We start from the raw sequence: 19,939 nt of genomic DNA, 5'->3' as shown, positions 1-19,939 counted from the left end.
GCGACCGGGCTCTAGGCGCTTGGCGCCCCCAGGCCGACATGGCGTCCTGGCCATCCGGTGACGGTCCCTCGCGCCTTCAGAACGGCGTTGTATGCGAGGGCAGAGTTCAGTTTGCGCTTCTCAGGCCACGGCGCTATTCCGGACTCATGGACCTCTTCAGCCCCATCGTTCCCGAGGATCGCCAGCATCCGAACTTCAAAAGGATCGGCGTTGAACGCAACGGCTATAACTGCGACGTGCTCAACGACTGGGCTCGCGGCTTTCCGGACCGTGACGGTAAGTTCGTCCGGGAATTCCAAACCACCTTCGATTCCTCGTTCTGGGAGCTGTACCTCTTTGCCGGGCTCAAGCAGTACGGGTTCGCGATGGATTTCAGCCATCCCGCCCCTGACTTCAGCGTGACCGACGGTGGCGGTTTCAATATCGAAGCCACGATCGCTTCCCATGCTCAGGGTTCGCCTCCCGAACACGCCAAAGAGGGTCACCCGGTCCCGGACGATCTCAATGAGTTCAACCGGCAGGCCATCATTCGCCTTCGCAATGCGATCGAGGGCAAGCACAGGAAGTTTGTCGACTCGTATCAACATCTGCCGCACGTCAAAGGCCGACCGTTCGTCCTGGCAATTGCCGGATTTGACAGCCCTTACGCGATGCTCGCCGGGCATCGTCCCATCGAGGCCGCGCTGCTTGGCTACTATGTTGATGAGGAGCGGTTTCTTCGCGAGGGAGGCAAGCTCAAAGGTAAGCACATCGACTGGGTCACCAAAGACAACGGCGCTCCGATCGAAGTGGGTGTGTTCATGGAGCCAGCCTACAGTTGGCTTAGTGCGGTCGTCTGCAATCCATGTGCAACCTGGGGCAAGGTGCGGGCTCTATCGGCTGACCCCAACCCAGCGATCCTGTTTCAGGCGGTGCGGTACAACCCCCATGGCACCACTCCTCACACTGAGAAGGCGCTCAAGGCCACCTATCGGGAGCGATTGCTGGAGGGGCTCAGGGTCTACCACAACCCCGAGGCCCAACATCCCCTCGATCCCGCGACCTTTCGGCACCGGGACGTGTTCCAAACCTACTGGTCTGAGTCCACAGGTAATTGGGTCTATGAGATCCGGGAAGGACACCTACAATTCCGAACTGTCCTCACCACTATGCCTAGAGCAGCCGGAACTGCCGCGGGCCTCACCGATATGGACCGGCCCTAACCGCGAACGGCTCCCGGTCCGCCCAGCCCCAAAAGGCCACCGCGGCATTCATGTACCGCTGGAAATCCTCGTCGCGGATTTCGAGCTTTTCGCTCAGTGTGTACGAAGCCCGCTCGGCCTCGGCATCGCCACTCGTCCATAAAGCCGGCGCAGCCTTGCGTAGCTCGTCGATAGAGCGCCCATCCCCGTGGCGGGTGACATTTCCGACCAAGACCATCTCTTTGAGTGTGTCGACCGCCTTTGGCTCGATCTCTATGTGGCGGAGTGCAACCAAGATGTCGAGGAGTTGGTCGAGAGGCATGGCGCTCACACGATCGGCAGGCAGATCATCTATGTGGACCCGTCCCCAAATCCTCAGTTGCCTCTCAAAGATCGCAACAAGGCTGAGCGCCAGTATGCGGCGCGTCTCGAAAGCTACCCTATTGTCGGTGAGCTTCCTCGCGTCGTCGAGGAACTCATCGATCGTGGCCTTCTCACCAGTTTTGATGCCAACATGTGGTGTCATGTCGGTCAGAAGCGGGCGCGCGGCGCGATCAAAGAAGCGCATGATGTCGGCCTGAAAACTCCTTGGCAGCAGATCCTGCCTGTTCTCCTCGCGCGCGACTACGATGGGATCAGCGGCTAGCGCGGCTCGTAAGGGGGTTTGGACCGCTCCTGGTGCGCGACGAACATACTCGTCGGCCAACAGCCTCGCCTCACCAGGCAGCGCTTTCAGGTAGGCGACCGCTCCCGCAACCGAGAACGGTCTCCCCGTCTTCTTGTTGAAGTTCGAGGTCAGCGCCGTCCAGGTGATGACATCGATTTTCTCTAGCTTCGCCACAGCCTCGATTGCCGCCAGCGTCTCCTTGCTGGCGCCACGTGCCGGTCGCGATCCATCAGCGAAGAAGACGCCAATGTTCTTCAGCGTTGTGCCCTCGCGGCAGCGCAAGTCGCAAATGGCGTCGTCAGGGTCGGCGCGCTTGCTGATTGCAAAAGAGGTCGCGCACGGCATACCGTGTTGTTCATCGATAACGAGCGTCAGAGCGCCCTTCCGCGATTCCGAAATGCGTGAGAACTCCAAAGGCAGCAGCGGTCCGGCTTCGGACCACTGCTCGTGCTGTCCGTCGAAGTCCTTTCGACTGTCCCAGAGAAGCGAACCCCATCCCAATATCGCGATCTTCATTGTTCCCAAGCCCGGTCGAAGATTGTGGAGATCGCCAGCCAACCGAACTCGATCACGACCAGCATCTCGAAGGGATGCAACGATCTTCGCGACCAGGGGCTAGGTCAAGAAGAAGACGTGTGAGTTTCTAAGGGCCCCGCCCTCGCGCGAGCTCAAGCGCAATCAGTAGCGTGGTGGCGTTGAGGTATCGCGAACTCTGCGCCAAATGGCGTCGCCCTTCGGGCCGGGCTCTTGGCGATTGCCGAAGCCCTTCCGGTCTTCGCCCTCCGGGCGTCGATCCCTGACGCGATGGGGTGTCCACAACTGCCACGGCGAGGGGCAATCCAGAGTGAGAGGGCGATCTGAGTCTTCGTGACGGGTTGAGGCCAGGAGAAAGGCTCCCGGTGCCCGTCATGGAGATATCCCATGACCCAGGTCGAAATTCTGGACACCGCTCGCGACGCGCGCGGCGGTTACAAGGTGGACGCGAGCCGCGGCCAGCGCGTTGGCCGCGTTTCGTCGGAATGGTTTTCTCGCCCTGCCGACGAGCGTTATCTTTCCCTGTCAGATATCTTCAACGCTGTTCATCGCCGGACCGAGCACAGCCGCACCCGGACCGTTGAAACAGCGGCGATCCGCGTCGAAGCCTCTCGCGACGATACGGAGCGAATGACGCTCGTCATTCCAGGCGCCGACACGCCCATCGCGCCCACACATTGGAGCTTTGGCCAGCTTGCCACTCTCGTTGGCGCGCCGACGACGTACCTGCGCCAGCTGCCCGCGCCCCTCGCAGCCATCAACCTCCAGTACGGCTTGACCTCGCACCGCGCCGAGCAGGTCAAGACGCTCGAGATCGAAGACGGCCGCGTGGAACTGCGCGCCGTCACCGGGCCTGACTATGGCCGCATCTTTGATCAGGAGCTGGTCGCTGCCGTGCAGCGCGTTGCCGGCAACGGGACTGGCGACACCCGCTGGAAGGTCCCCGGTGTGCTCGACTGGTCGACCGGCATCTACAACCCTCGCGTCGACATCACCCAGGACACAACGACACTCTATGCCTCCGATCGTGACGTCTTTCTTTTTCTCGTCGATGACCTCAACCCGATCGAGGCCGGGCGACTAGCTGATGGTTCTCCGGACCTCTACTTCCGTGGCTTCTACTGCTGGAACAGCGAGGTCGGGGCCAAGACGCTCGGTATAGCGTCGTTCTATCTCCGCGCCGTCTGTCAAAACCGCAATCTCTGGGGCGTGGAGGATTTTGAGGAGATCACAATCCGTCACTCCAAATACGCCGCGTCACGCTTCGCTCATGAGGCGGCGCCAGCGCTGACCCGTTTCGCCAATTCATCGCCAACGCCCTTCATCAACGGCGTCAAGGCTGCCCGTGAACAGATCGTGGCACGTACCGATGACGATCGAAGCGAGTTTCTGCGCAAGCGTAGCTTCTCCAAGGCGGAGACCACCAAGATCATCGAGACGGTGCTGGCCGAGGAAGGGCATCCGCCACGCTCCGTGTTCGACTTTGTTCAGGGCATTACCGCGATCGCGCGTGACAAGCCGCACCAGGATGCCCGCCTCGACCTCGAGGCGCGCGCCAAGAGGCTGCTCGACCGCGCAGCTTAGTCCCAGTTGCTGAGCTATTACCCGCTTCGCCACCTCGATCATCGACTGTCCGGCGCCGTCCTCAGAGTAAGAGGGCGGCGCCGCCCGTCGTGACGGGTTGGAAGTCGGGAGAGAGGCTCTCGGCGCCCGTCACGGAGACTTCATCATGGCCAAGGCCACATCGAAGATCACCCTCAGTGCCTCGCGCGATATTCCCTTCAACAAGCTGGTCCTGAGCCAGGCCAACGTTCGGCGCACCCGTGCTGGGCAGACACTCGAAGACCTCGCTACCTCCATTGCCCGACGCGGTCTGTTGCAGAGCCTCAACGTCCGGCCGGTGCTCGATGCCGATGGAAACGAGACCGACGTGTTCGAAATTCCCGCCGGTGGCCGCCGCTATCGTGCGCTCGAGCTTCTGGTCAAGCAGAAGCGGATGAGCAAGACGCAGCCCGTCCCTTGCATCGTCGTCAACGCTGGAAGTGACATCCCCGCCGAAGAAGACTCGCTCGCCGAAAACATCCACCGTGAGGAGTTGCATCCCCTCGATCAGTTCCGCGCGTTCCAGGATCTTCGCGACAAAGGCATCGGCGATGAAGAGATCGCCGCGCGCTTCTTCGTGCCGGTCAATGTCGTGCACCAGCGCCTCAAGCTCGCTTCGGTCTCGCCGGCACTCCTCGATGTCTATGCCGAGGACGGCATGACCCTCGAGCAGCTCATGGCGTTCAGCGTCAACACCGACCACACGCGCCAGGAACAGGTCTGGGACGCCCTCAAGACCTCTTGGTCCAAGGAGCCGTACCAGATCCGGCGCATGCTCACCGAGAACACAGTGCGCGCTGCCGATCGCCGCGTCCAATTCGTGACGATCGGCGCCTATGAGGCGGCAGGTGGTATCGTGTTGCGTGACCTCTTCGAGAGCGACGACGGCGGATGGATCCAAGATGTCCCGCTGCTCGATCGCCTGGTCACTGAAAAGCTCAAGACCGCCGCGGCGACCATCGCCACCGAGGGCTGGAAGTGGATCGAGGTCGCTGCGAGCTTTCCCTATGGCCACACCTCTGGACTCATGCGGATCGACGGGACGCCCGCAGAACTGACCGAGGAAGAGCGGGCGTCTCTTGACGCGCTGACGACTGAGCAGCAGGCCCTGGAAACCCAGTATGAGGACGCGGACGAACTCCCTGAGGAGGTCGATGCACGCCTCGGCGAGATCGAGGTGGCCCTTGCCGCCTTCGACGAGCGCCCAGCCCTCTATGATCAAGGTCAGGTGGTTCATGCCGGCGCCTTTGTCAGCATCGGCCATGACGGGTCACTCTCGGTCGAACGGGGCTATGTTCGGTCTGAGGACCTCGCCGCGATCCTGCCTCCCGACGGCAACGAGACCTCTGCCGACGACCACGCCGAGACCGATGGTTCGGCACCGGCGACTGTCATCACCGTCGCCGGCCAGAGCACCAGCGAAGAGGAAGAAGAGGACGATTTGGCGCCCCTGCCCGACCGCCTGCTCTTCGAGTTGACGGCGCATCGCACGCTGGCGCTGCGCAATGCCGTGGCGGACAATCCGCAGGTGGCAATGACGTTGCTCCTGCACCGTCTCGTCTCTGAGCGGTTCCATATCGCTGGAAGCGGCTGCCTGCAGGTCTTCGTGCAGGAGAGCCACTTTCCGGTGCAGTCGGTCGAACTCGGCGACAGCGCGTCGGCTGCGGCGATCGCCAGTCGACAGGAGGCCTGGAAGGTCGCTGTCCCCACTGAGGATGGCGCCTTGTGGGAGTGGCTCACTGGCCTCGACGAGGCGAGCCGCCGCGCGCTGCTCGCCCATTGCGTGTCGTTCGGCGTGAACGCGCTGCACGAGAAAGCCGACCGCTACACCTCCGGCCCTTCGGCGCATGCTGTCGAACAACGGATCGCTGAAGCCAATCGCCTGGCCCACGCCGTCGGGCTCGACATGGTCGACGCTGGATGGCGACCGACCGTGGACAACTATCTTGGTCGGGTCACCAAGGCCCGCATCCTGGATGCGGTCCGCGAGGCCAAGGGTGAAGCGCAGGCTCAGCTCATAGACCACCTCAAGAAGGCGGAGATGGCGGAGAAGGCGCAGGCGTTGCTCGCCGATACCGGCTGGCTGCCCCAGCCGCTGCGGACCGTTGAAAGCGTGGAAACGGATACCGCCGGCGGCGCATCGGCCATGGTCGAGCCCGAGGTGCTGGCGGAGGATGATCCGGCGGCGGAGGTCGTCCCGGCCATCGCCGCGGAGTAGCAACCCTACTCTCCTTTGACGCAACTGGCCCGCCGTCGCCGGCGGGCCTTTCTTGTTCTGGAGGACATCATGCTGTTCACTCCCGGCGAGGTCGCCGCACGGCTTGCGCGCAGTGCTGAGGCCGTCTGCGCGTGCTATCTTTCGAACGGTCGACGCCAGGGCCGCTACTGGGTCGTCGGGGACGTCCGCAACGCACCCGGCCGATCGATGTTCGTGAGACTGTCCGGTCCGACCAACGGTCGCGGCGCCGCCGGCAAATGGACCGACGCTGCGACCGGCGAACACGGCGATTTGCTCGATGTCATCCGTGGGTCTCTCGGCCTTGTCGAATTCAAGGACGTGATTGATGAGGCGCGGCACTTCCTCGCACTACCGCAACCAGAACGGCCTTCTGCCTCACGTAGTGCACGCGATTCAGTTCCGACCGGTTCGCCAGAGGCCGCGAGACGGCTGCTGGCGATATCTGCGCCCATAGCTGGCACCCTCGCAGAGACGTACCTGCGCAACCGTGGCGTTGCGCATTTGCACGACGTTGCGTCTCTGCGATTTCACCCGCGCTGCTACTACGTCCCCGATGATCACCATGCGACCGAGACCTGGCCAGCAATGATTGCCGCGGTGACCAATCTCGCGGGTATCGTCACCGGCGTCCAAAGGACCTGGCTCTCACCGGATGGTCAGGGCAAGGCACCAGTCGACACCCCACGACGGGCGATGGGCGAGCTGCTTGGTCATGCAGTTCGGTTCGGCACGGCCGAGGGTGTGATGGCCGCGGGCGAAGGCATTGAGACCATGCTGTCGCTTAGACAGGTCCTAACCGATATGCCGATGGCCGCCGGGCTGTCGGCCGCGCATCTCGCCGCCATGCAACTGCCGACTTCGCTTCACCGCCTCTACATCGTTCGCGACGACGATGCAGCCGGCGACGTGGCACGAGATGCCCTTATCCAGCGGGCACAGGCGAACAGCATCGAACCGATTGTGCTGTCGCCCACGCTCCAAGACTTTAATGACGATCTCACCCTCGTGGGTGTCGACGCTCTTCGCGCATCCGTCCGAGTTCAACTCGCACCAGTTGACGTCACCCGGTTTCTCGACCGCGCAACATGACGTCGACGAATGGGAGCAGTGTGGTGGCGCCGCCGCTTGGCTGTCGGCACCCCGCCGGTAAAGGCCACGACCCGCCTTCAAGAGGGCGATCGGCCCACAAGCAGGACGTCCAGGCAATGGCGCCGGCCGACTATTTTCCGGCGGCGGCTGTGCCGCCTTTCCATCGCGAGGCAAAATAGCCGGCCTCTGCCATCCTTCTCTGTCGCTTCGGCCCTCCGCTTTGCTCCGGATGCCAGGAGGTCCCGCCCGTGGGCTTTCGTCGCCATGAAGGCCGCGAGGGTCGCGGTCAGAACCGACGGGAGCTCTCATGAGCGAGCACGACGACACCGAACCGAACCACGCTTCGTCCCCGACCGATCGCGTCCTCACCGAACTGCAGCCCTATGGCTGGCGACCGTTCGTCGACGAAGCAGATCCGCGACCATTGCCCGAAGCCGAGCACATCGTCGGTGCGGTCACCGACATCTTCGATGTCCTCGTCGGCAGCCTCAGCGACACCCGCCTCGAGCCCGACCTCGATGACCTCCTCTGGTCGGTCGTCAATGTCTTCCACCGTGCAGTCTTCAGGATCGAGCGGCAGCTCGACGACAACGAGCAGGCCCAGCGTCGCCTGCAGCAGGAGCAGGACGGCACGGAGATCAAATCGGTCGAACTCGAGAACCTCACCGCCCAGGGCATCACGATGATCGAACGCCGCGACGCCTTCGAGCTCATGCGAGACCAGGCCGCCGATCGGTACGAACAGCACACCGGCTCAGCCTGGCACCCGCGCACGGGATCGCAGGTCAACCACCGGCACCTCACGGCCGCTCTCATCGACAGCCGTGACTTCCTCGCCGCTAAGCGCAAGGCCGACACCGAGGTCATGCTGCCACCCGGACCCAAGATCGCTCTCACGGGTGGGCTCGACTTCAACGATCACCAGCTCATCTGGGACACGCTCGACAAGGTGCACGCCAAGCACGCCGACATGGTGCTGATCCACGGCAAGTCGCCCAAGGGCGCCGAACTCATCGCTTCCAAGTGGGCTGACGCCCGAAAAGTCCCCCAGATCGGCTTCGCCCCGAACTGGGACAAGCACGGTCGAGCCGCACCCTTCAAGCGCAACGACGCGATACTCGACATCGTCCCCATCGGGGTCATCGTCTTCCCCGGCACCGGCATTCAGGACAACTTCGCCGACAAGGCGAGAAAGCTCGGCATCAGCACTTACGACTTCCGAAAGCGAGGCGGCGCATGAGCGCCGTTCACACCATCGCCACGCCGATTTGCTCATCGCCGTCATCGGCGTATACTCACGCCTGCGCCGCGGATGGTGGTGGAGGCGCAACCGTTCGACCATGTCCACGGAGTCCACCATCATGATCATTCTCGCTATCGTCGCATCGCTCGCCGGCATCGCCGTGTTGTGCTGGCTGCTGTTCACGCTTGCGGTGTTCGCTCTTCCCTTCTTCGCCGCCATGGCGGTGGGTGGTTGGGCTTACGCCACCGGTGCTGGCATCGCCGGTGCAATCTTGCTCGCCGCAATCGCCACTGCCGCGACTTTCGCGCTGTTCCAGTTGCTGCTGCTGGTTCTGCGGCGCAACTGGCTCAAACTGATCGTGGCGCTCGCCTTCGCCGCACCTTCCACAGTTGCCGGCTATCACGCCACCCTCGGTATCGTTCGTCTGACTATGCCGTCCGAGCCCTGGCAGATTATCTTTGCGGTCGTCGGCGCGGTGGCCGTCGGCATCACCGCAGTCACGCGGTTGACAATGATGACGGCGCCGTCCGAACCAGCTAGAGGGCGCATCCCGCAAGCGCCATAGTGCCTCGCGGGCTGCGAAAGCTGCCCAGAAAAGCGGCCTTCCACCAGCGCACAGAAGATCACGATGACGCGGAATGCCGCCCGCAATCGGTGTCTGAGTCAATTCTAGTCAATCGCACTGCCTTGACTACCGGCCGGGATGGTCAGGCGGCTCTCGATGCCAGAGGCGCCTTAAGGCGAGAACCCAACGTTGTCGAAGGTACCGCACCATCGATGCGAAGGTCCTTGCGATGTGGTCGCTATCGCTCCTTCGATCGGGCCTGAAAGACAGTGGCACTCTCGAGCCAAAAGGGTCCAGAGATGACATCTATGCGTCTCCATCGTTGAGGTTGACCATAGAAGGCGTGTACGAGCAGGCGTGCGATCATTCGTCCTTGCCGGTGAGCCTGCGGCGTGAGGCAAGATGCTCAGCAGAATAGCCGCCGAGCATCTCGCGAGTTCCCGGAAATTACCTACGCACCGCGTTGCAGAGAAGGGTCTACCGCTCCTCTCTGCCGCAACCGGTCAGCGTAGATCATTGGGGTGTCAGGTCGACGCCGAATACGGGGGTCGAGAGCTTCTTGATCGTCCCATCCGCTTTGGCCTCGGCGATGGCTTTGTCGAAGAGAGCTTTGAGATCGGTGTCAGCTTTACGCAGGCCGACGCCGACGCCCTGCCCGAGGATGCCACCCTGGAAACATGGACCGACGACCTTGATGGAGTCATTGCCGGGCTTCTTGGCCAGGTCGGTCAGTTGGTCCTTCGTTCCGATGATCACATCCAGCCGACCGGCGGTGAAGTCGAGGTCGCGTGCGTCCGGGGTCTTGTACTGGCGGAGCAGTGTGGTTCCCTGGAGGTACGTGTTGACGAACGCAACTGATCCGCCGCCGGCGAGCGTCCCGATCGTCTTGTCGGTGAGGGCCGCCTTGATCTTGTCGAGGGCAGCATTCGTTGCTGCCTCGTTGTCGAGGGAAATGATCGTGTCATCGGGCGGCAGCTTGGTCTCGATGTCGCCGTCCGACGTGGCGAACGTGTAGCACAGGGTTCCATAGGGGATCGAGAAGTCGATCACCTCCTTGCGCTTGTCCGTTATGGTGAGCGAGTCGACGATGGCGTCGAACTTACCAGCGTTGAGAGCCGGAATCATGCTGTCGAAGTCCTGCGCCATGAAGGTGCACTTGACTCCCATGCGCTGGCAGAGGTCGTTGAACAGGTCAACCTCGAAGCCGGCGATCGTACCGTCGGGCTTGGTGAAGTTCCAGGGTGCGTAGTCACCCTCGGTGCCGATCCGCACCTCGGTCCATTTCTTGTCTTCAGCGAACGCCGGGTTCGCGGCCAAGATCGCAACCAACGCGGTTGCGACGATCGTCGTCATCTTCATCGATATTCCCCTTCTGGTTGACTATTCAGTTCTCGCCTCCCGCCCCAAAAACTGCTGGAAGTGCGGTGAGCTGCTGTTGGTAAAGACGTCCTCCGGCGGGCCGTCGGCTTCGACTTCGCCCTTGTGCAGAAAGATGACCCGACTGGAGACGTCACGGGCGAAGGCCATTTCGTGGGTGACGACGAGCATCGTCCGTCCTTCCTCTGCCAGGGAGCGAATGACGCGGAGCACGCCGCCCACGAGTTCGGGATCGAGAGCCGAGGTCGGCTCATCGAACAACATGAGGTTGGGATGCATTGCCAGGGCGCGCGCGATAGCGGCGCGCTGCTGCTGGCCCCCGGAAAGATGGGCTGGATAGTACTGCGCCTTGTCACCGATGCCGACGCGTTCGAGCAGATCCCGCGCTTCCTGGATGCACTCGGATCGGGGTCGCTTGAGAACGTGAATTGGCGCCTCGATGACGTTCTCAAGGATGGTCAGGTGCGGCCACAAGTTGAAGCTTTGGAAGACCATTCCAATGCGGGATCGGAGCCGGTCGATCTGCGCGGTGTCGACTGTCCTGCTTTGACCCTGCCGACCAGCGCGAAACTTGACGGCCTCGCCGGCCACCCAGACGTCGCCGTCGTTTGGAATCTCGAGCATGTTGATGCATCTGAGAAGCGTCGATTTTCCCGAGCCGGACGATCCGAGCAGTGAGAGGACCTCGCCCTCCTGAGCCTCGAGCGTGATGCCGCGCAGTACTTCGAGGGCACCAAACCGCTTGTGGATGTTTTGCAGGCGCACAGCCGTCGTCATGTCGGGGTAACACCAGCTTCGGTCACGGCTGACGCTGTTGCGTACTGCGCCGGCCGCAGGTGCGGCGTCAGGCGATACTCGAGCGCCCTCACGGCGCGAGTCAGCAGTGTGTTGATGAGGAGATAGATCGCACCAGCCGCAACGAAGACCGGGATCGGTTGATAGGTGCTCGAGGCAATCGAAGCGGCAATGCCTGTGACGTCCATAAGCGTGACGAGGGAGGCAAGCGAAGTCGCCTTCACCATCGCGACCATTTCGTTGCTGTAGGCAGGTAGCGCCTGGCGGATGGCGAGCGGGAACACAATCCGTCGATAGAGGAGTATTCCGGACATGCCGCAGGCACGCGCGGCTTCGACCTCCTTGCGACCAACGGAAAGCAGACCACCGCGGAAGATCTCAGCCGCGAAGGCGGACCCGTTGATGACAAGAGCGATGACGGCGCACCAGTAAGCCTGTTTCAATACTGGCCATAGAAAACTGGATCGGAGAGCGCTGAACTGACCAAGGCCGTAGTAGATCAGGAAAAGGAGCACGAGAAGCGGCGTGCTCCGGATGATCTGCACATAGAGCCAGGCGCTCACATAGAGGAACGGATGCTGCGACAGGCGCATGAGCGCGATCGCAAAGCCCAGCAGCGCGCCTCCCGCTATGGCAAGAGCCGCGAGTTCCAGCGTGATTGGAATGCCGGCAAGAAGCGTGACAAGCGTTTGGCCGATGAATTCGAGGTTCATCATGGCCTCGCAACGCCGCGCGAGTAGTGTCGTTCGGCCAGCTGGAAGACCACACCGGAACTGACCGTTATGACGATGTAGATCGCGCCGGCCGCCACATAGAAATCGAAGGGCAATCTGGTTGAGCCGGCGGCAACCTGGGTCTGTCTCATCAGCTCGGCGACGCCAGTTGCCGATAGAAGTGACGAGCCCTTCAACAGGCCAATCCAGACGTTTCCAATGCCCGGCAGGGCGTGACGAAGAGTCAGCGGTGCGATGATGCGACGAAAGCGCAGGAAGGTGTTCATGCCGCAGGCCTTCGCGGCTTCGATCTCTCCGGGTTTCACGGCAAGAAAGGCGCCACGTAGCACCTCGACCATCACCGCGCCTTCAACCACGCCGATGGCGAGCACGCCGGCGAGAAACCCCGGCAGAGCGATGAATCCCTGGTATTGGAAAAGCGCGGCGATGGCGCCAAGGACTGAGCTGCTGCCGAAGTAGAACAGGAAGATGACGAGCAGTTCCGGCACGCCACGCAGGATCGTCGTGTAAGTCTCCGCGGCGGCGCGCGCTGCGGGACCGCCAGCGACTTTCGCGCTGGCTCCCAAGGCTCCAAGGACGAAGGAAAGCAGAAGTCCACAGAATGCGGCGGCAAGGGTGGTTGCCGTCCCGGCCAAGAGGATCGCGCCCCACCCATCGGGGCCGAAGCCAACGAGTTCGAACGTCCTGGCGAGATCCAATTCAACCCCCCTCTATCGCTGGTGAAGAGGGCGAGACGATTTCGACCGGGATGACCGGGGAGTGGACGCTCTATCTCGAAGCACTTCAGGCCAGTCGTCCATCCGTTCACCACCCAAGTTTCGTTAGCTGGCCGTACTGTAACGGTTGTGCCTCATCTTGTTCGCGTCACTCGACGACGCTGACGTCGGCGAAAATCGGGCGGCCGGGCCCGTTGCGGAAGAACTCGGCGACGGTCTGGCCGGCTTTCGTCACGTCGGCCATGTCTTTCTCATCGATACGGCCGAAGGTGTTGACGTCGCCCGGCTCGGAGAAGTCCCCATAGGGGACGATGCCGAGCTGCCCGTTCGCGTAGATGTACATATTGCCCCGCGTGCGCGGCTGCGGGTTTTCGAAAGTCGTGCACACGACGGGGAGAGCGAAACCGATATTGTCGCCCGAGATCACCGAGTGCCAGCTGATCGAGCGGAGCGGCAGACAGTCAACGACGGCCTGGCAGAGTTTCGGCGCCTTGTCCCAAAGCAGCTGGATATGCGCCTTGCACCCCAACTCTTTCCATTCAATGAGCAGTGTCTTGGCCATGGCTCTGAATTCCTTGTTCGAGTCTTAGTTCTTGATGAGGCGCTGCAGCGTGGCGACGCGCGTGGCGTCGACCTGCTCGAAAACGGCACCCAGCGACCAAGGGAAATAGACGTGCAGCCACCAGTGAAGGATGTTCTGGTAGGTGAAGTAGCTACCCAGAAGAGCCTTGAAGTCCTCGCGCGTCGTGACGCCGTCGAGAGCCGCGACGATTTCGTCGGCAAAGGTTTCGGCTTTGGGCGCGAGGACATAGCCGACGAACATCGGCGCGCGGAACCCAACGACGAAGTGTTCCCTCGTAAGTTCCTTCAAAGCCTCCAGCGATACTTTCTCATTGTCGGCGCCCTTCACAAGTCCATAAACGACGTGTTCGCCAAGGGCGAGGGTATAGGTCAGAGCAAAAACCAGCGTCGAGAAGTACTGTCCGAAGGAACCGGCCTGCGCGTGAGCAATTCCCATGCGAAGTCGTGTTATATCTTCGCTCTCGTCCGACCAGATATGTTTGACCTCCGCGTCGATGGTCTTCTTTATTTCCGACCAGTGCATCAATAGCGCTCCGCAATTCTATCCGGTCTTCGCCGGACGACACATTTATGCCGCAAACGTTAGGGTCGGCGGCAATCCATTGTCCAAGACTTTTGAAAACTGCTATCTATCGCGATAGAGAATGGATGGGCGCTGCCCGGGTCGCGGCCCGGCAACTGTGAACCGGTGCCGCTGCTGGGGAGAATCGATGGAGCTCTTTCAATTGCGCTATTTTCTCGCGGTGGCGGAGCAGTTGAGCTTCACGCGAGCCGCAAAGACGCTGCATCTTTCGCAGCCGCCGCTTTCGCATCAGATCAAGCGACTTGAGGATGAGTTGGGTGGCGAGCTCTTTCAGAGGAGCAGTCGACTCGTTCGGCTGACTGATCTCGGCGAGGCTTTCCTGCCGAGAGCGCGCAGCATCCTGCTTCAGACAGACGATGCGGCCAAAGAGATCCGGGCTCGAACAGGCCTCGAGAAGGGCGTGGTAAGGGTGGGCGCCTCAGGATCTCTTGCCTACCACCTTTTGCCGCTCCTAGTCGTGAAGTATCGGGAACTCTACCCCAATATCGATCTTCAGATCGTTGAGCACCGGACACCGCAATTGCTGGATGCCGCCGAGCGCCATGAGATCGACGTGGCGCTAATCCGTTTGCCACACGACAAGACGAAGCTATCGATCACAGTCCTGCGGGACGAAGCGCTCATGGCGGCAGTCCCAGGGTCGCATCCGCTTGCAAGCGAGGCCATGGTCAGCCTGAGACAACTCGCCGACGAGCCATTCATCCTCATCAGCAATCGCGGCGAACCATTTCACAATCTGGTGCTCCACCTTTGTGCGAGGCAATCGTTCCAGCCCAACATCATCTGTTCTGGAACCGAGTACGCGACCGCGTGCCGGCTGGTCGGTCTGGGCGTTGGCGTGAGCATCCTCGCGGAGATGGGGACCAAACATCATGTCGATCCCGCCCCCGTCTTCGTTCGAATAGACGACGAAAAGGCGGTTAGTCCCATCGGTCTGCTAAGCCGTCCGTTCGAAGAGCTGTCGCAGCCTGCAAGAGCCTTCTTTTCCCTGGCGACAAGCCTTGGAAAGCAGCTCTAGCTCTCAAGCTAAGATGATGGCGTGAAGGTTGCCACCAGCGTGTGGCTATCACCGGGGTAGGTCAGGCGGACATGCGTTACCGAACCGGGCGTACCCCAGGTACGGCGCTCCACAATGAGACATGCCATTCCTTCATCGATCTTAAGGAGTTTGGCGTCCGTGGCGGACGCGGGCGCGGCGTGGATACTGTGCTGTGCTGACGTCCAAGGGATGTGGCTGAGCAGCCATTGCGAAGGTGACGTGTGTTCGAAATCGGCAGAAACCGCTTCCGGAACGGCGCTAAGGTTAATCACCCGCTGTTCGAGGCAGAATGGCTTGCCCGCGGCCGTGTGAACGCATGTTACGTTCAGGATCGGCGTTCCAACATCAATGTCCAGCAGCATAGTATCGGTGCGGCTCGCCTTCCGGCGTTCGCGCGTTAGAACGGCAAAGCCATAGGGCACATTCAGCGATTCGACCTCGCGTCGAATATCGCCAATTTCGAGAACTGCCGATTGGGTGTGCGGTTGGGTTACAAAGCTCCCGCCGCGCCTGATACGCTCGATAAGGCCGGCTCGAGCGAGCTGAGTGAGAACTTTGTTGACCGTGGCTCGCGAGACGCCGTACTGGCTGGCAAAGTCCACCTCGTTGGGGATCCGGTGGCCGACTGGCCATTCGCCGCTGACGATCTTGCGCTCAAGTTCCCCGACGATCTTTTCGTGCAATGTGGTTGCGCTGCGCTGGCGCCGCATTGCTTCAACCTTGGTCACGCCTCGCCAGGCTCCGCTAGCTCTCCGATCAAGAACTGATAGAGCGAAGTTCACCGCCGGACCAGACCGAGCATCACCTTGTCGAAGCGGCTGCGAATGATGTCCCGGTTCACGTGGCGCCCGCCTGATACCCGCTTGCGGCCGGCAACCCAAACCTCGGCGATCTCGACCCCGGAACCAAAAACGAAAGCATCCAGCAGGCTCTCGTGTGGAAGGTATTCGGCCCCGGTGCGGTTGAGCGCAACGAGATCGGCAGGCATGCCCTCGGCAATCCCCGTTGCGACGCCGAGAGCCTGTCCTGCGCCGGCCGACGCGTCATCCAATAGTGCTTGCCCCGTCGACCCCCCGGCTGGTGCAAGGACGTTGCGGGCCCGCTGCGCCAGGCGCTGGCTGTATTCCAGAAGCCGCAGCTCCCCAGCCAGGGAAATCTCGACATTGGAATCGCTGCCGACCCCATATCGGCCGCCCGCCCGGCGAAAGTCGGCGCCTCGAAAAATGCCATCACCCAGATTGGCCTCGGTGATGGGGCAGAGACCAGCAACAGCGCCGGTCGCGGCAAGTGCGTTCAGTTCGATGTCGCTCAGGTGCGTGGCGTGGATCAGGCACCAATTGCTGGTCACGTCGACATTGGAGAGGAGCAATTCGACAGGGCGTGCGCCCGTTGCATGAAGGCAATCCTCCACCTCGAGCATTTGCTCAGCGACATGAATGTGGATTGGCCCGTCTTGAGCGAGGGCGACCACATCCCGAATCTCGGGAATGGTCGCGGCTCGGAGACTGTGTGGTGCAACGCCAATGCAGGCACTTGGGGTTCGGTCGACGATTTGGCGGCTCGCATCCATGAGGGAAGAAAAGCGATCGCGATCATTGACAAACCGGCGCTGGCCGTCTGTTGGCGGCGTCGGCCCAAATCCCGAATGTGCATAGAAGACGGGGAGCAAGGTCAACCCGATGCCAGCCTCGACGCTCGCGGCGGCGATCCGCTCGGCCATCTCGGCGATATTGGCGTAAGGGACGCCGGCCTCGTTGTGATGCAGGTAGTGAAACTCCCCGACACGCGTGAATCCCGCCTCGAGCATCTCGATGTAAAGTTGCGCGGCAACCGCCTCAACATCGTCCGGGGTCATCGAGAGCGCGAACTTGTACATGGTCGACCGCCAGCTCCAGAAGCTGTCGTCGCTTGAGCCCTTTTGCTCAGCCAGGCCGGCCATTGCCCGTTGGAAAGCGTGGCTGTGGAGGTTCCCCACGCCCGCCGCAATCAAAGCGTGTCGCTCATCCGCACCGGCGGCGGTCGCACCGACGTCGACCTTGTTGATCCGCGGCCCATCGATCTCGATCATGACATCGCGAGCGAGGCCGCGCGGCAAGAGCGCAGCTGAAGCGAAGAGCTTAGTCATGGTGGGCTCCATTGGTCGATGAGGTTTCCCGACAAGATTCAGTCTTGTCATCGGCCCAAATATGTCTAGACATATTCGCCGAGGATTGGAAGGAGGCCCGACGTGTTGCAAAGCGCGCCCGATGCTAGCGAAGCGTCGGTGCTATTGCGAAACGGTCGCCTGGCGACGATGGCCGGTGGCCAGACCCCGCTGATCGAGGACGGCGCCTTGCTGATCCGTTCAGGGCGGATCGCCTACTCCGGGGCGATCGCCGACATGCCGTCGCCAGACCTAGACACTCAAGTCGTTGACCTCGAAGGTCGTCTAGTGACGCCGGCGCTGATCGATTGCCACACGCACATTGTGCATGGCGGGAACCGAGCTCGCGAGTTCGAGATGCGGCTCAACGGGGCGACCTACGTCGAGATCGCAAGAGCTGGTGGTGGCATCGTCTCGACCGTCAGGGCAACGCGCGCGCTGTCGGTTGCCGAGTTGGTGAGTGCTGCTCTGCCACGACTCGACGCATTGCTTGCTGAAGGCGTCTCGACCATCGAGATCAAGTCCGGGTACGGCCTGACTATCGAAGCGGAGCTCGCCATGTTGCGGGCTGCGCGCGAGCTCGAACGGGCGCGAGCCGTCCGCGTGAGGGCGACGTATCTCGGCGCGCATGCCGTGCCGGAAGAATACAAGGGGCGCAGCCAGTCCTATCTCGATGAGGTCGTGCTGCCCGGGCTGCGCCGCGCTCATGCGGATGGGCTGGTCGATGCGGTCGACGGCTTTTGCGAGAGCATCGCGTTTTCGCCCGACGAAATTGCGCAGGTCTTCAGGCTCGCGAAAGAGTTGGGCCTGCCCGTCAAGCTGCATGCCGAGCAGCTGGGCTGGCTCGGCGGCGCTCGCCGTGCCGCCAGCTTCGACGCCCTCTCCGCCGACCATCTCGAATATCTGGACGACGACGATGCCAAAGCGATGGCGGCGTCCGGCACCGCGGCCGTGCTGCTGCCTGGCGCATTTTATGCGATCCGCGAAACCAGAAAACCCGACGTCGCGGCCTTGCGGCGGCACCGGGTACCCATCGCGGTCGCAACCGACTGCAATCCCGGCACATCCCCGCTCACGTCGCTGCTCCTGGCCATGAACATGGCCGCCACCCTCTTCGGACTAACGGTCGAGGAGTGCCTCGCGGGCACCACGCGTGTCGCGGCGCGAGCGCTCGGCCTGTCGAGCGAGACGGGTACGTTGGAAGTGGGAAAATCGGCCGACATTGCGGTCTGGGACTGCGAGTCCACCGCGGAACTCGTCTACCGGATCGGCTTCAATCCTCTAAACACACGGATCTTCAAAGGCATAACGCAATGAGTGTCACGCTCACTCCAGGTGCAGTCTCGCTTGAGACCCTATCAAGAATCTATTGGGATGGCGTTCCAGCAGTGTTGGACCCCGTGGCAAACGACGCCGTCCAACGGGGAGCTGAACGGATCGCGGCAATTGCCTTTGGAGATGTTCCCGTCTACGGCGTGAACACCGGATTTGGCAAACTCGCCTCGATCAGGATCGACGCTGCAGACGTCGTAACGCTGCAGCGAAACCTCATCCTTTCTCACTGCTGCGGCGTCGGTCAGTCACTGCCCGAGAATATCGTTCGCCTCATCATGTCGTTGAAGTTGGTCTCTCTGGGTCGAGGGGCATCCGGCGTTCGGGTTGAATTGATCCGGTTGATCGAGGATATGCTCGCTTGGGGCGTGCTGCCGGTGATCCCCGAAAAGGGATCCGTGGGCGCTTCGGGGGATCTTGCTCCGTTGGCGCACATGGCGGCCGTGCTCATGGGCGCGGGCGAGGCGACGTTCGGAGGAAAACGTCTGAGCGGCGCGGACGCACTCAAGAGTGCGGGACTGCGTCCAGTGGTATTGGCAGCTAAGGAAGGGCTGGCGCTGATCAATGGCACCCAGGCGTCAACCGCGTTGGCGCTTGCCGGTTTGTTTCGCGCGCACCGCGCGGCGCAGGCGGCGTTGGTCACCGGCGCGATGTCGACCGATGCCGCGATGGGTTCGCCAACGCCGTTCCATCCTGACATCCATATCCTACGCGGGCATAAGGGCCAGATTGACGCTGCTGCTGCGCTGCGCGTTCTGCTCGAAGGCTCGGCCATCCGTCAGAGCCATATCGAGGGCGACGAAAGGGTGCAGGATCCGTATTGCATCCGGTGTCAGCCACAAGTCGACGGCGCCTGCCTCGATCTGTTGCGGAGCGCAGCGCACACTCTCGAAATCGAGGCCAACGCGGTCACGGATAATCCCCTGGTGTTGCCTGACGACAGCGTGGTGTCCGGCGGAAACTTCCACGCCGAGCCCGTAGCTTTTGCGGCGGATCAGATCGCCATCGCGATCTGCGAGATCGGGGCGATTGCTCAGCGCAGGATCGCACTTCTCGTTGACCCGGCGCTGTCGTTCGGCCTGCCGGCATTCCTGGCCAAGAAACCAGGGCTCAACTCTGGCTTGATGATCGCGGAGGTCACCTCGGCGGCGCTGATGAGCGAGAATAAGCAGATGGCGCATCCGGCTTCGGTCGACTCGACGCCAACGTCGGCCAATCAGGAAGATCACGTTTCGATGGCCTGCCACGGCGCCCGCCGCTTGCTGCAGATGACCGACAACCTCTTCGGCATCATCGGCATCGAGGCGCTGACCGCAACGCAGGGTATCGACTGCAGAGCGCCCCTCGAGACCGGGCGTGAATTGGAGAAAGCGCGGAGGGCGGTGCGTTCTGTGGTCCGGGAGCTCGACGTCGATCGTTACATGGCGACGGACATCGAAACGGCGGTTGGCCTTGTTGCCGACGGTTCGTTGGTTCGTTCGGTGAGCGCGGGCATCTTGCCAGGACTGGTGCGCTGAG

At 62.0% G+C, this 19,939-nt stretch carries 18 protein-coding genes; 9 read left to right on the top strand and 9 right to left on the bottom strand.

Annotation, left to right across the window (positions count from 1 at the left end):
- The first annotated feature begins 146 nt into the window (after positions 1–146).
- Positions 147–1,202 carry a hypothetical protein gene (locus BGO82_RS12465; RefSeq protein ID WP_291305923.1) on the top strand — a complete coding sequence of 352 codons (1,056 nt, stop codon included), beginning with the start codon at positions 147–149 and terminating at the stop codon, positions 1,200–1,202.
- Here BGO82_RS12465 and BGO82_RS12460 read toward each other — a convergent pair.
- A complete protein-coding gene (locus tag BGO82_RS12460) occupies positions 1,180–2,364 on the bottom strand; it encodes a hypothetical protein (RefSeq protein ID WP_291305922.1) in 1,185 nt (394 codons plus the stop codon). The genes BGO82_RS12465 and BGO82_RS12460 overlap by 23 nt on opposite strands.
- 405 nt (positions 2,365–2,769) lie before the next feature.
- On the opposite strand from BGO82_RS12460, the gene BGO82_RS12455 reads away from it, so the two are divergent.
- The 5 genes from BGO82_RS12455 (at position 2,770) to BGO82_RS12435 (ending at position 9,120) form a co-directional block, all read left to right on the top strand.
- Positions 2,770–3,966 carry a DUF932 domain-containing protein gene (locus tag BGO82_RS12455; protein WP_291305921.1) on the top strand — a complete coding sequence of 399 codons (1,197 nt, stop codon included), beginning with the start codon at positions 2,770–2,772 and terminating at the stop codon, positions 3,964–3,966.
- Positions 3,967–4,111: 145 nt separating this feature from the next.
- A complete protein-coding gene (locus BGO82_RS12450; protein ID WP_291305920.1) occupies positions 4,112–6,202 on the top strand; it encodes a ParB/RepB/Spo0J family partition protein in 2,091 nt (696 codons plus the stop codon).
- 69 nt (positions 6,203–6,271) lie between these two features.
- On the top strand, positions 6,272–7,312 hold the full coding sequence (locus tag BGO82_RS12445; protein ID WP_291305919.1) for a toprim domain-containing protein: 1,041 nt from the start codon (positions 6,272–6,274) through the stop codon (positions 7,310–7,312).
- A 307-nt stretch (positions 7,313–7,619) separates the two neighbouring features.
- A complete protein-coding gene (locus BGO82_RS12440) occupies positions 7,620–8,552 on the top strand; it encodes a DUF2493 domain-containing protein (protein ID WP_291305918.1) in 933 nt (310 codons plus the stop codon).
- Between the two features lie 121 nt (positions 8,553–8,673).
- Positions 8,674–9,120 carry a hypothetical protein gene (locus BGO82_RS12435; protein WP_291305917.1) on the top strand — a complete coding sequence of 149 codons (447 nt, stop codon included), beginning with the start codon at positions 8,674–8,676 and terminating at the stop codon, positions 9,118–9,120.
- 513 nt (positions 9,121–9,633) lie between these two features.
- Here BGO82_RS12435 and BGO82_RS12430 read toward each other — a convergent pair.
- The 6 genes from BGO82_RS12430 to BGO82_RS12405 form a co-directional block, all read right to left on the bottom strand.
- On the bottom strand, positions 9,634–10,473 hold the full coding sequence (locus BGO82_RS12430) for a transporter substrate-binding domain-containing protein (protein WP_291305916.1): 840 nt from the start codon (positions 10,471–10,473) through the stop codon (positions 9,634–9,636).
- 27 nt (positions 10,474–10,500) lie between these two features.
- Entirely contained in the window at positions 10,501–11,274 is a 774-nt protein-coding gene (locus BGO82_RS12425) for an ATP-binding cassette domain-containing protein (protein WP_291305915.1), read from the bottom strand.
- Complete coding sequence (locus BGO82_RS12420; RefSeq protein ID WP_291305914.1) at positions 11,271–12,005, bottom strand: ABC transporter permease subunit; 735 nt, start codon at positions 12,003–12,005, stop codon at positions 11,271–11,273. Before BGO82_RS12420 ends, BGO82_RS12425 begins: the two co-directional genes overlap by 4 nt.
- On the bottom strand, positions 12,005–12,724 hold the full coding sequence (locus BGO82_RS12415; protein WP_291305913.1) for an ABC transporter permease subunit: 720 nt from the start codon (positions 12,722–12,724) through the stop codon (positions 12,005–12,007). The genes BGO82_RS12420 and BGO82_RS12415 overlap by 1 nt, the downstream gene beginning before the upstream one ends.
- A gap of 166 nt (positions 12,725–12,890) precedes the next feature.
- Positions 12,891–13,304, bottom strand: a complete 414-nt coding sequence (locus BGO82_RS12410; protein ID WP_291305912.1) for a DUF3830 family protein — start codon at positions 13,302–13,304, stop codon at positions 12,891–12,893.
- A gap of 24 nt (positions 13,305–13,328) precedes the next feature.
- On the bottom strand, positions 13,329–13,847 hold the full coding sequence (locus BGO82_RS12405; RefSeq protein WP_291305911.1) for a hypothetical protein: 519 nt from the start codon (positions 13,845–13,847) through the stop codon (positions 13,329–13,331).
- A gap of 187 nt (positions 13,848–14,034) precedes the next feature.
- Here BGO82_RS12405 and BGO82_RS12400 point away from each other — a divergent pair, with 187 nt between their 5' ends.
- On the top strand, positions 14,035–14,925 hold the full coding sequence (locus tag BGO82_RS12400; RefSeq protein WP_291305910.1) for a LysR family transcriptional regulator: 891 nt from the start codon (positions 14,035–14,037) through the stop codon (positions 14,923–14,925).
- An 8-nt stretch (positions 14,926–14,933) separates the two neighbouring features.
- On the opposite strand, the gene hutC is transcribed toward BGO82_RS12400, so the two are convergent.
- Positions 14,934–15,656, bottom strand: coding sequence for a histidine utilization repressor (gene hutC / locus BGO82_RS12395; RefSeq protein WP_291306049.1), 723 nt, complete (start codon positions 15,654–15,656; stop codon positions 14,934–14,936).
- A 68-nt stretch (positions 15,657–15,724) separates the two neighbouring features.
- Entirely contained in the window at positions 15,725–17,071 is a 1,347-nt protein-coding gene (locus BGO82_RS12390) for a formimidoylglutamate deiminase (RefSeq protein WP_291305909.1), read from the bottom strand.
- Positions 17,072–17,239: 168 nt separating this feature from the next.
- Between BGO82_RS12390 and hutI the strand changes: the two genes are divergently transcribed.
- Positions 17,240–18,406, top strand: a complete 1,167-nt coding sequence (hutI, locus tag BGO82_RS12385; RefSeq protein ID WP_291306048.1) for an imidazolonepropionase — start codon at positions 17,240–17,242, stop codon at positions 18,404–18,406.
- Positions 18,403–19,938 carry a histidine ammonia-lyase gene (hutH, locus tag BGO82_RS12380; protein WP_291305908.1) on the top strand — a complete coding sequence of 512 codons (1,536 nt, stop codon included), beginning with the start codon at positions 18,403–18,405 and terminating at the stop codon, positions 19,936–19,938. Before hutI ends, hutH begins: the two co-directional genes overlap by 4 nt.
- The last annotated feature ends 1 nt before the right edge of the window (position 19,939 follow it).

It is taken from the genome of Devosia sp. 67-54 (assembly GCF_001899075.1).
GTDB lineage: Bacteria > Pseudomonadota > Alphaproteobacteria > Rhizobiales > Devosiaceae > Devosia_A.
This window is presented reverse-complemented; position numbering and strand designations above follow the sequence as displayed.

Coding starts and splice junctions, on each gene's coding strand:
- BGO82_RS12460 (WP_291305922.1), bottom strand. CDS start 2,364: ATGAAGATCGCGATATTGGGATGGGGTTCGCTTCTCTGGGACAGTCGA.
- BGO82_RS12390 (WP_291305909.1), bottom strand. CDS start 17,071: ATGACTAAGCTCTTCGCTTCAGCTGCGCTCTTGCCGCGCGGCCTCGCT.
- BGO82_RS12465 (WP_291305923.1), top strand. CDS start 147: ATGGACCTCTTCAGCCCCATCGTTCCCGAGGATCGCCAGCATCCGAAC.
- hutH (WP_291305908.1), top strand. CDS start 18,403: ATGAGTGTCACGCTCACTCCAGGTGCAGTCTCGCTTGAGACCCTATCA.
- BGO82_RS12430 (WP_291305916.1), bottom strand. CDS start 10,473: ATGACGACGATCGTCGCAACCGCGTTGGTTGCGATCTTGGCCGCGAAC.
- hutC (WP_291306049.1), bottom strand. CDS start 15,656: ATGCGGCGCCAGCGCAGCGCAACCACATTGCACGAAAAGATCGTCGGG.
- BGO82_RS12420 (WP_291305914.1), bottom strand. CDS start 12,005: ATGAACCTCGAATTCATCGGCCAAACGCTTGTCACGCTTCTTGCCGGC.
- hutI (WP_291306048.1), top strand. CDS start 17,240: ATGGCCGGTGGCCAGACCCCGCTGATCGAGGACGGCGCCTTGCTGATC.
- BGO82_RS12435 (WP_291305917.1), top strand. CDS start 8,674: ATGATCATTCTCGCTATCGTCGCATCGCTCGCCGGCATCGCCGTGTTG.
- BGO82_RS12450 (WP_291305920.1), top strand. CDS start 4,112: ATGGCCAAGGCCACATCGAAGATCACCCTCAGTGCCTCGCGCGATATT.
- BGO82_RS12440 (WP_291305918.1), top strand. CDS start 7,620: ATGAGCGAGCACGACGACACCGAACCGAACCACGCTTCGTCCCCGACC.
- BGO82_RS12405 (WP_291305911.1), bottom strand. CDS start 13,847: ATGCACTGGTCGGAAATAAAGAAGACCATCGACGCGGAGGTCAAACAT.
- BGO82_RS12455 (WP_291305921.1), top strand. CDS start 2,770: ATGACCCAGGTCGAAATTCTGGACACCGCTCGCGACGCGCGCGGCGGT.
- BGO82_RS12425 (WP_291305915.1), bottom strand. CDS start 11,274: ATGACGACGGCTGTGCGCCTGCAAAACATCCACAAGCGGTTTGGTGCC.
- BGO82_RS12410 (WP_291305912.1), bottom strand. CDS start 13,304: ATGGCCAAGACACTGCTCATTGAATGGAAAGAGTTGGGGTGCAAGGCG.
- BGO82_RS12400 (WP_291305910.1), top strand. CDS start 14,035: ATGGAGCTCTTTCAATTGCGCTATTTTCTCGCGGTGGCGGAGCAGTTG.
- BGO82_RS12445 (WP_291305919.1), top strand. CDS start 6,272: ATGCTGTTCACTCCCGGCGAGGTCGCCGCACGGCTTGCGCGCAGTGCT.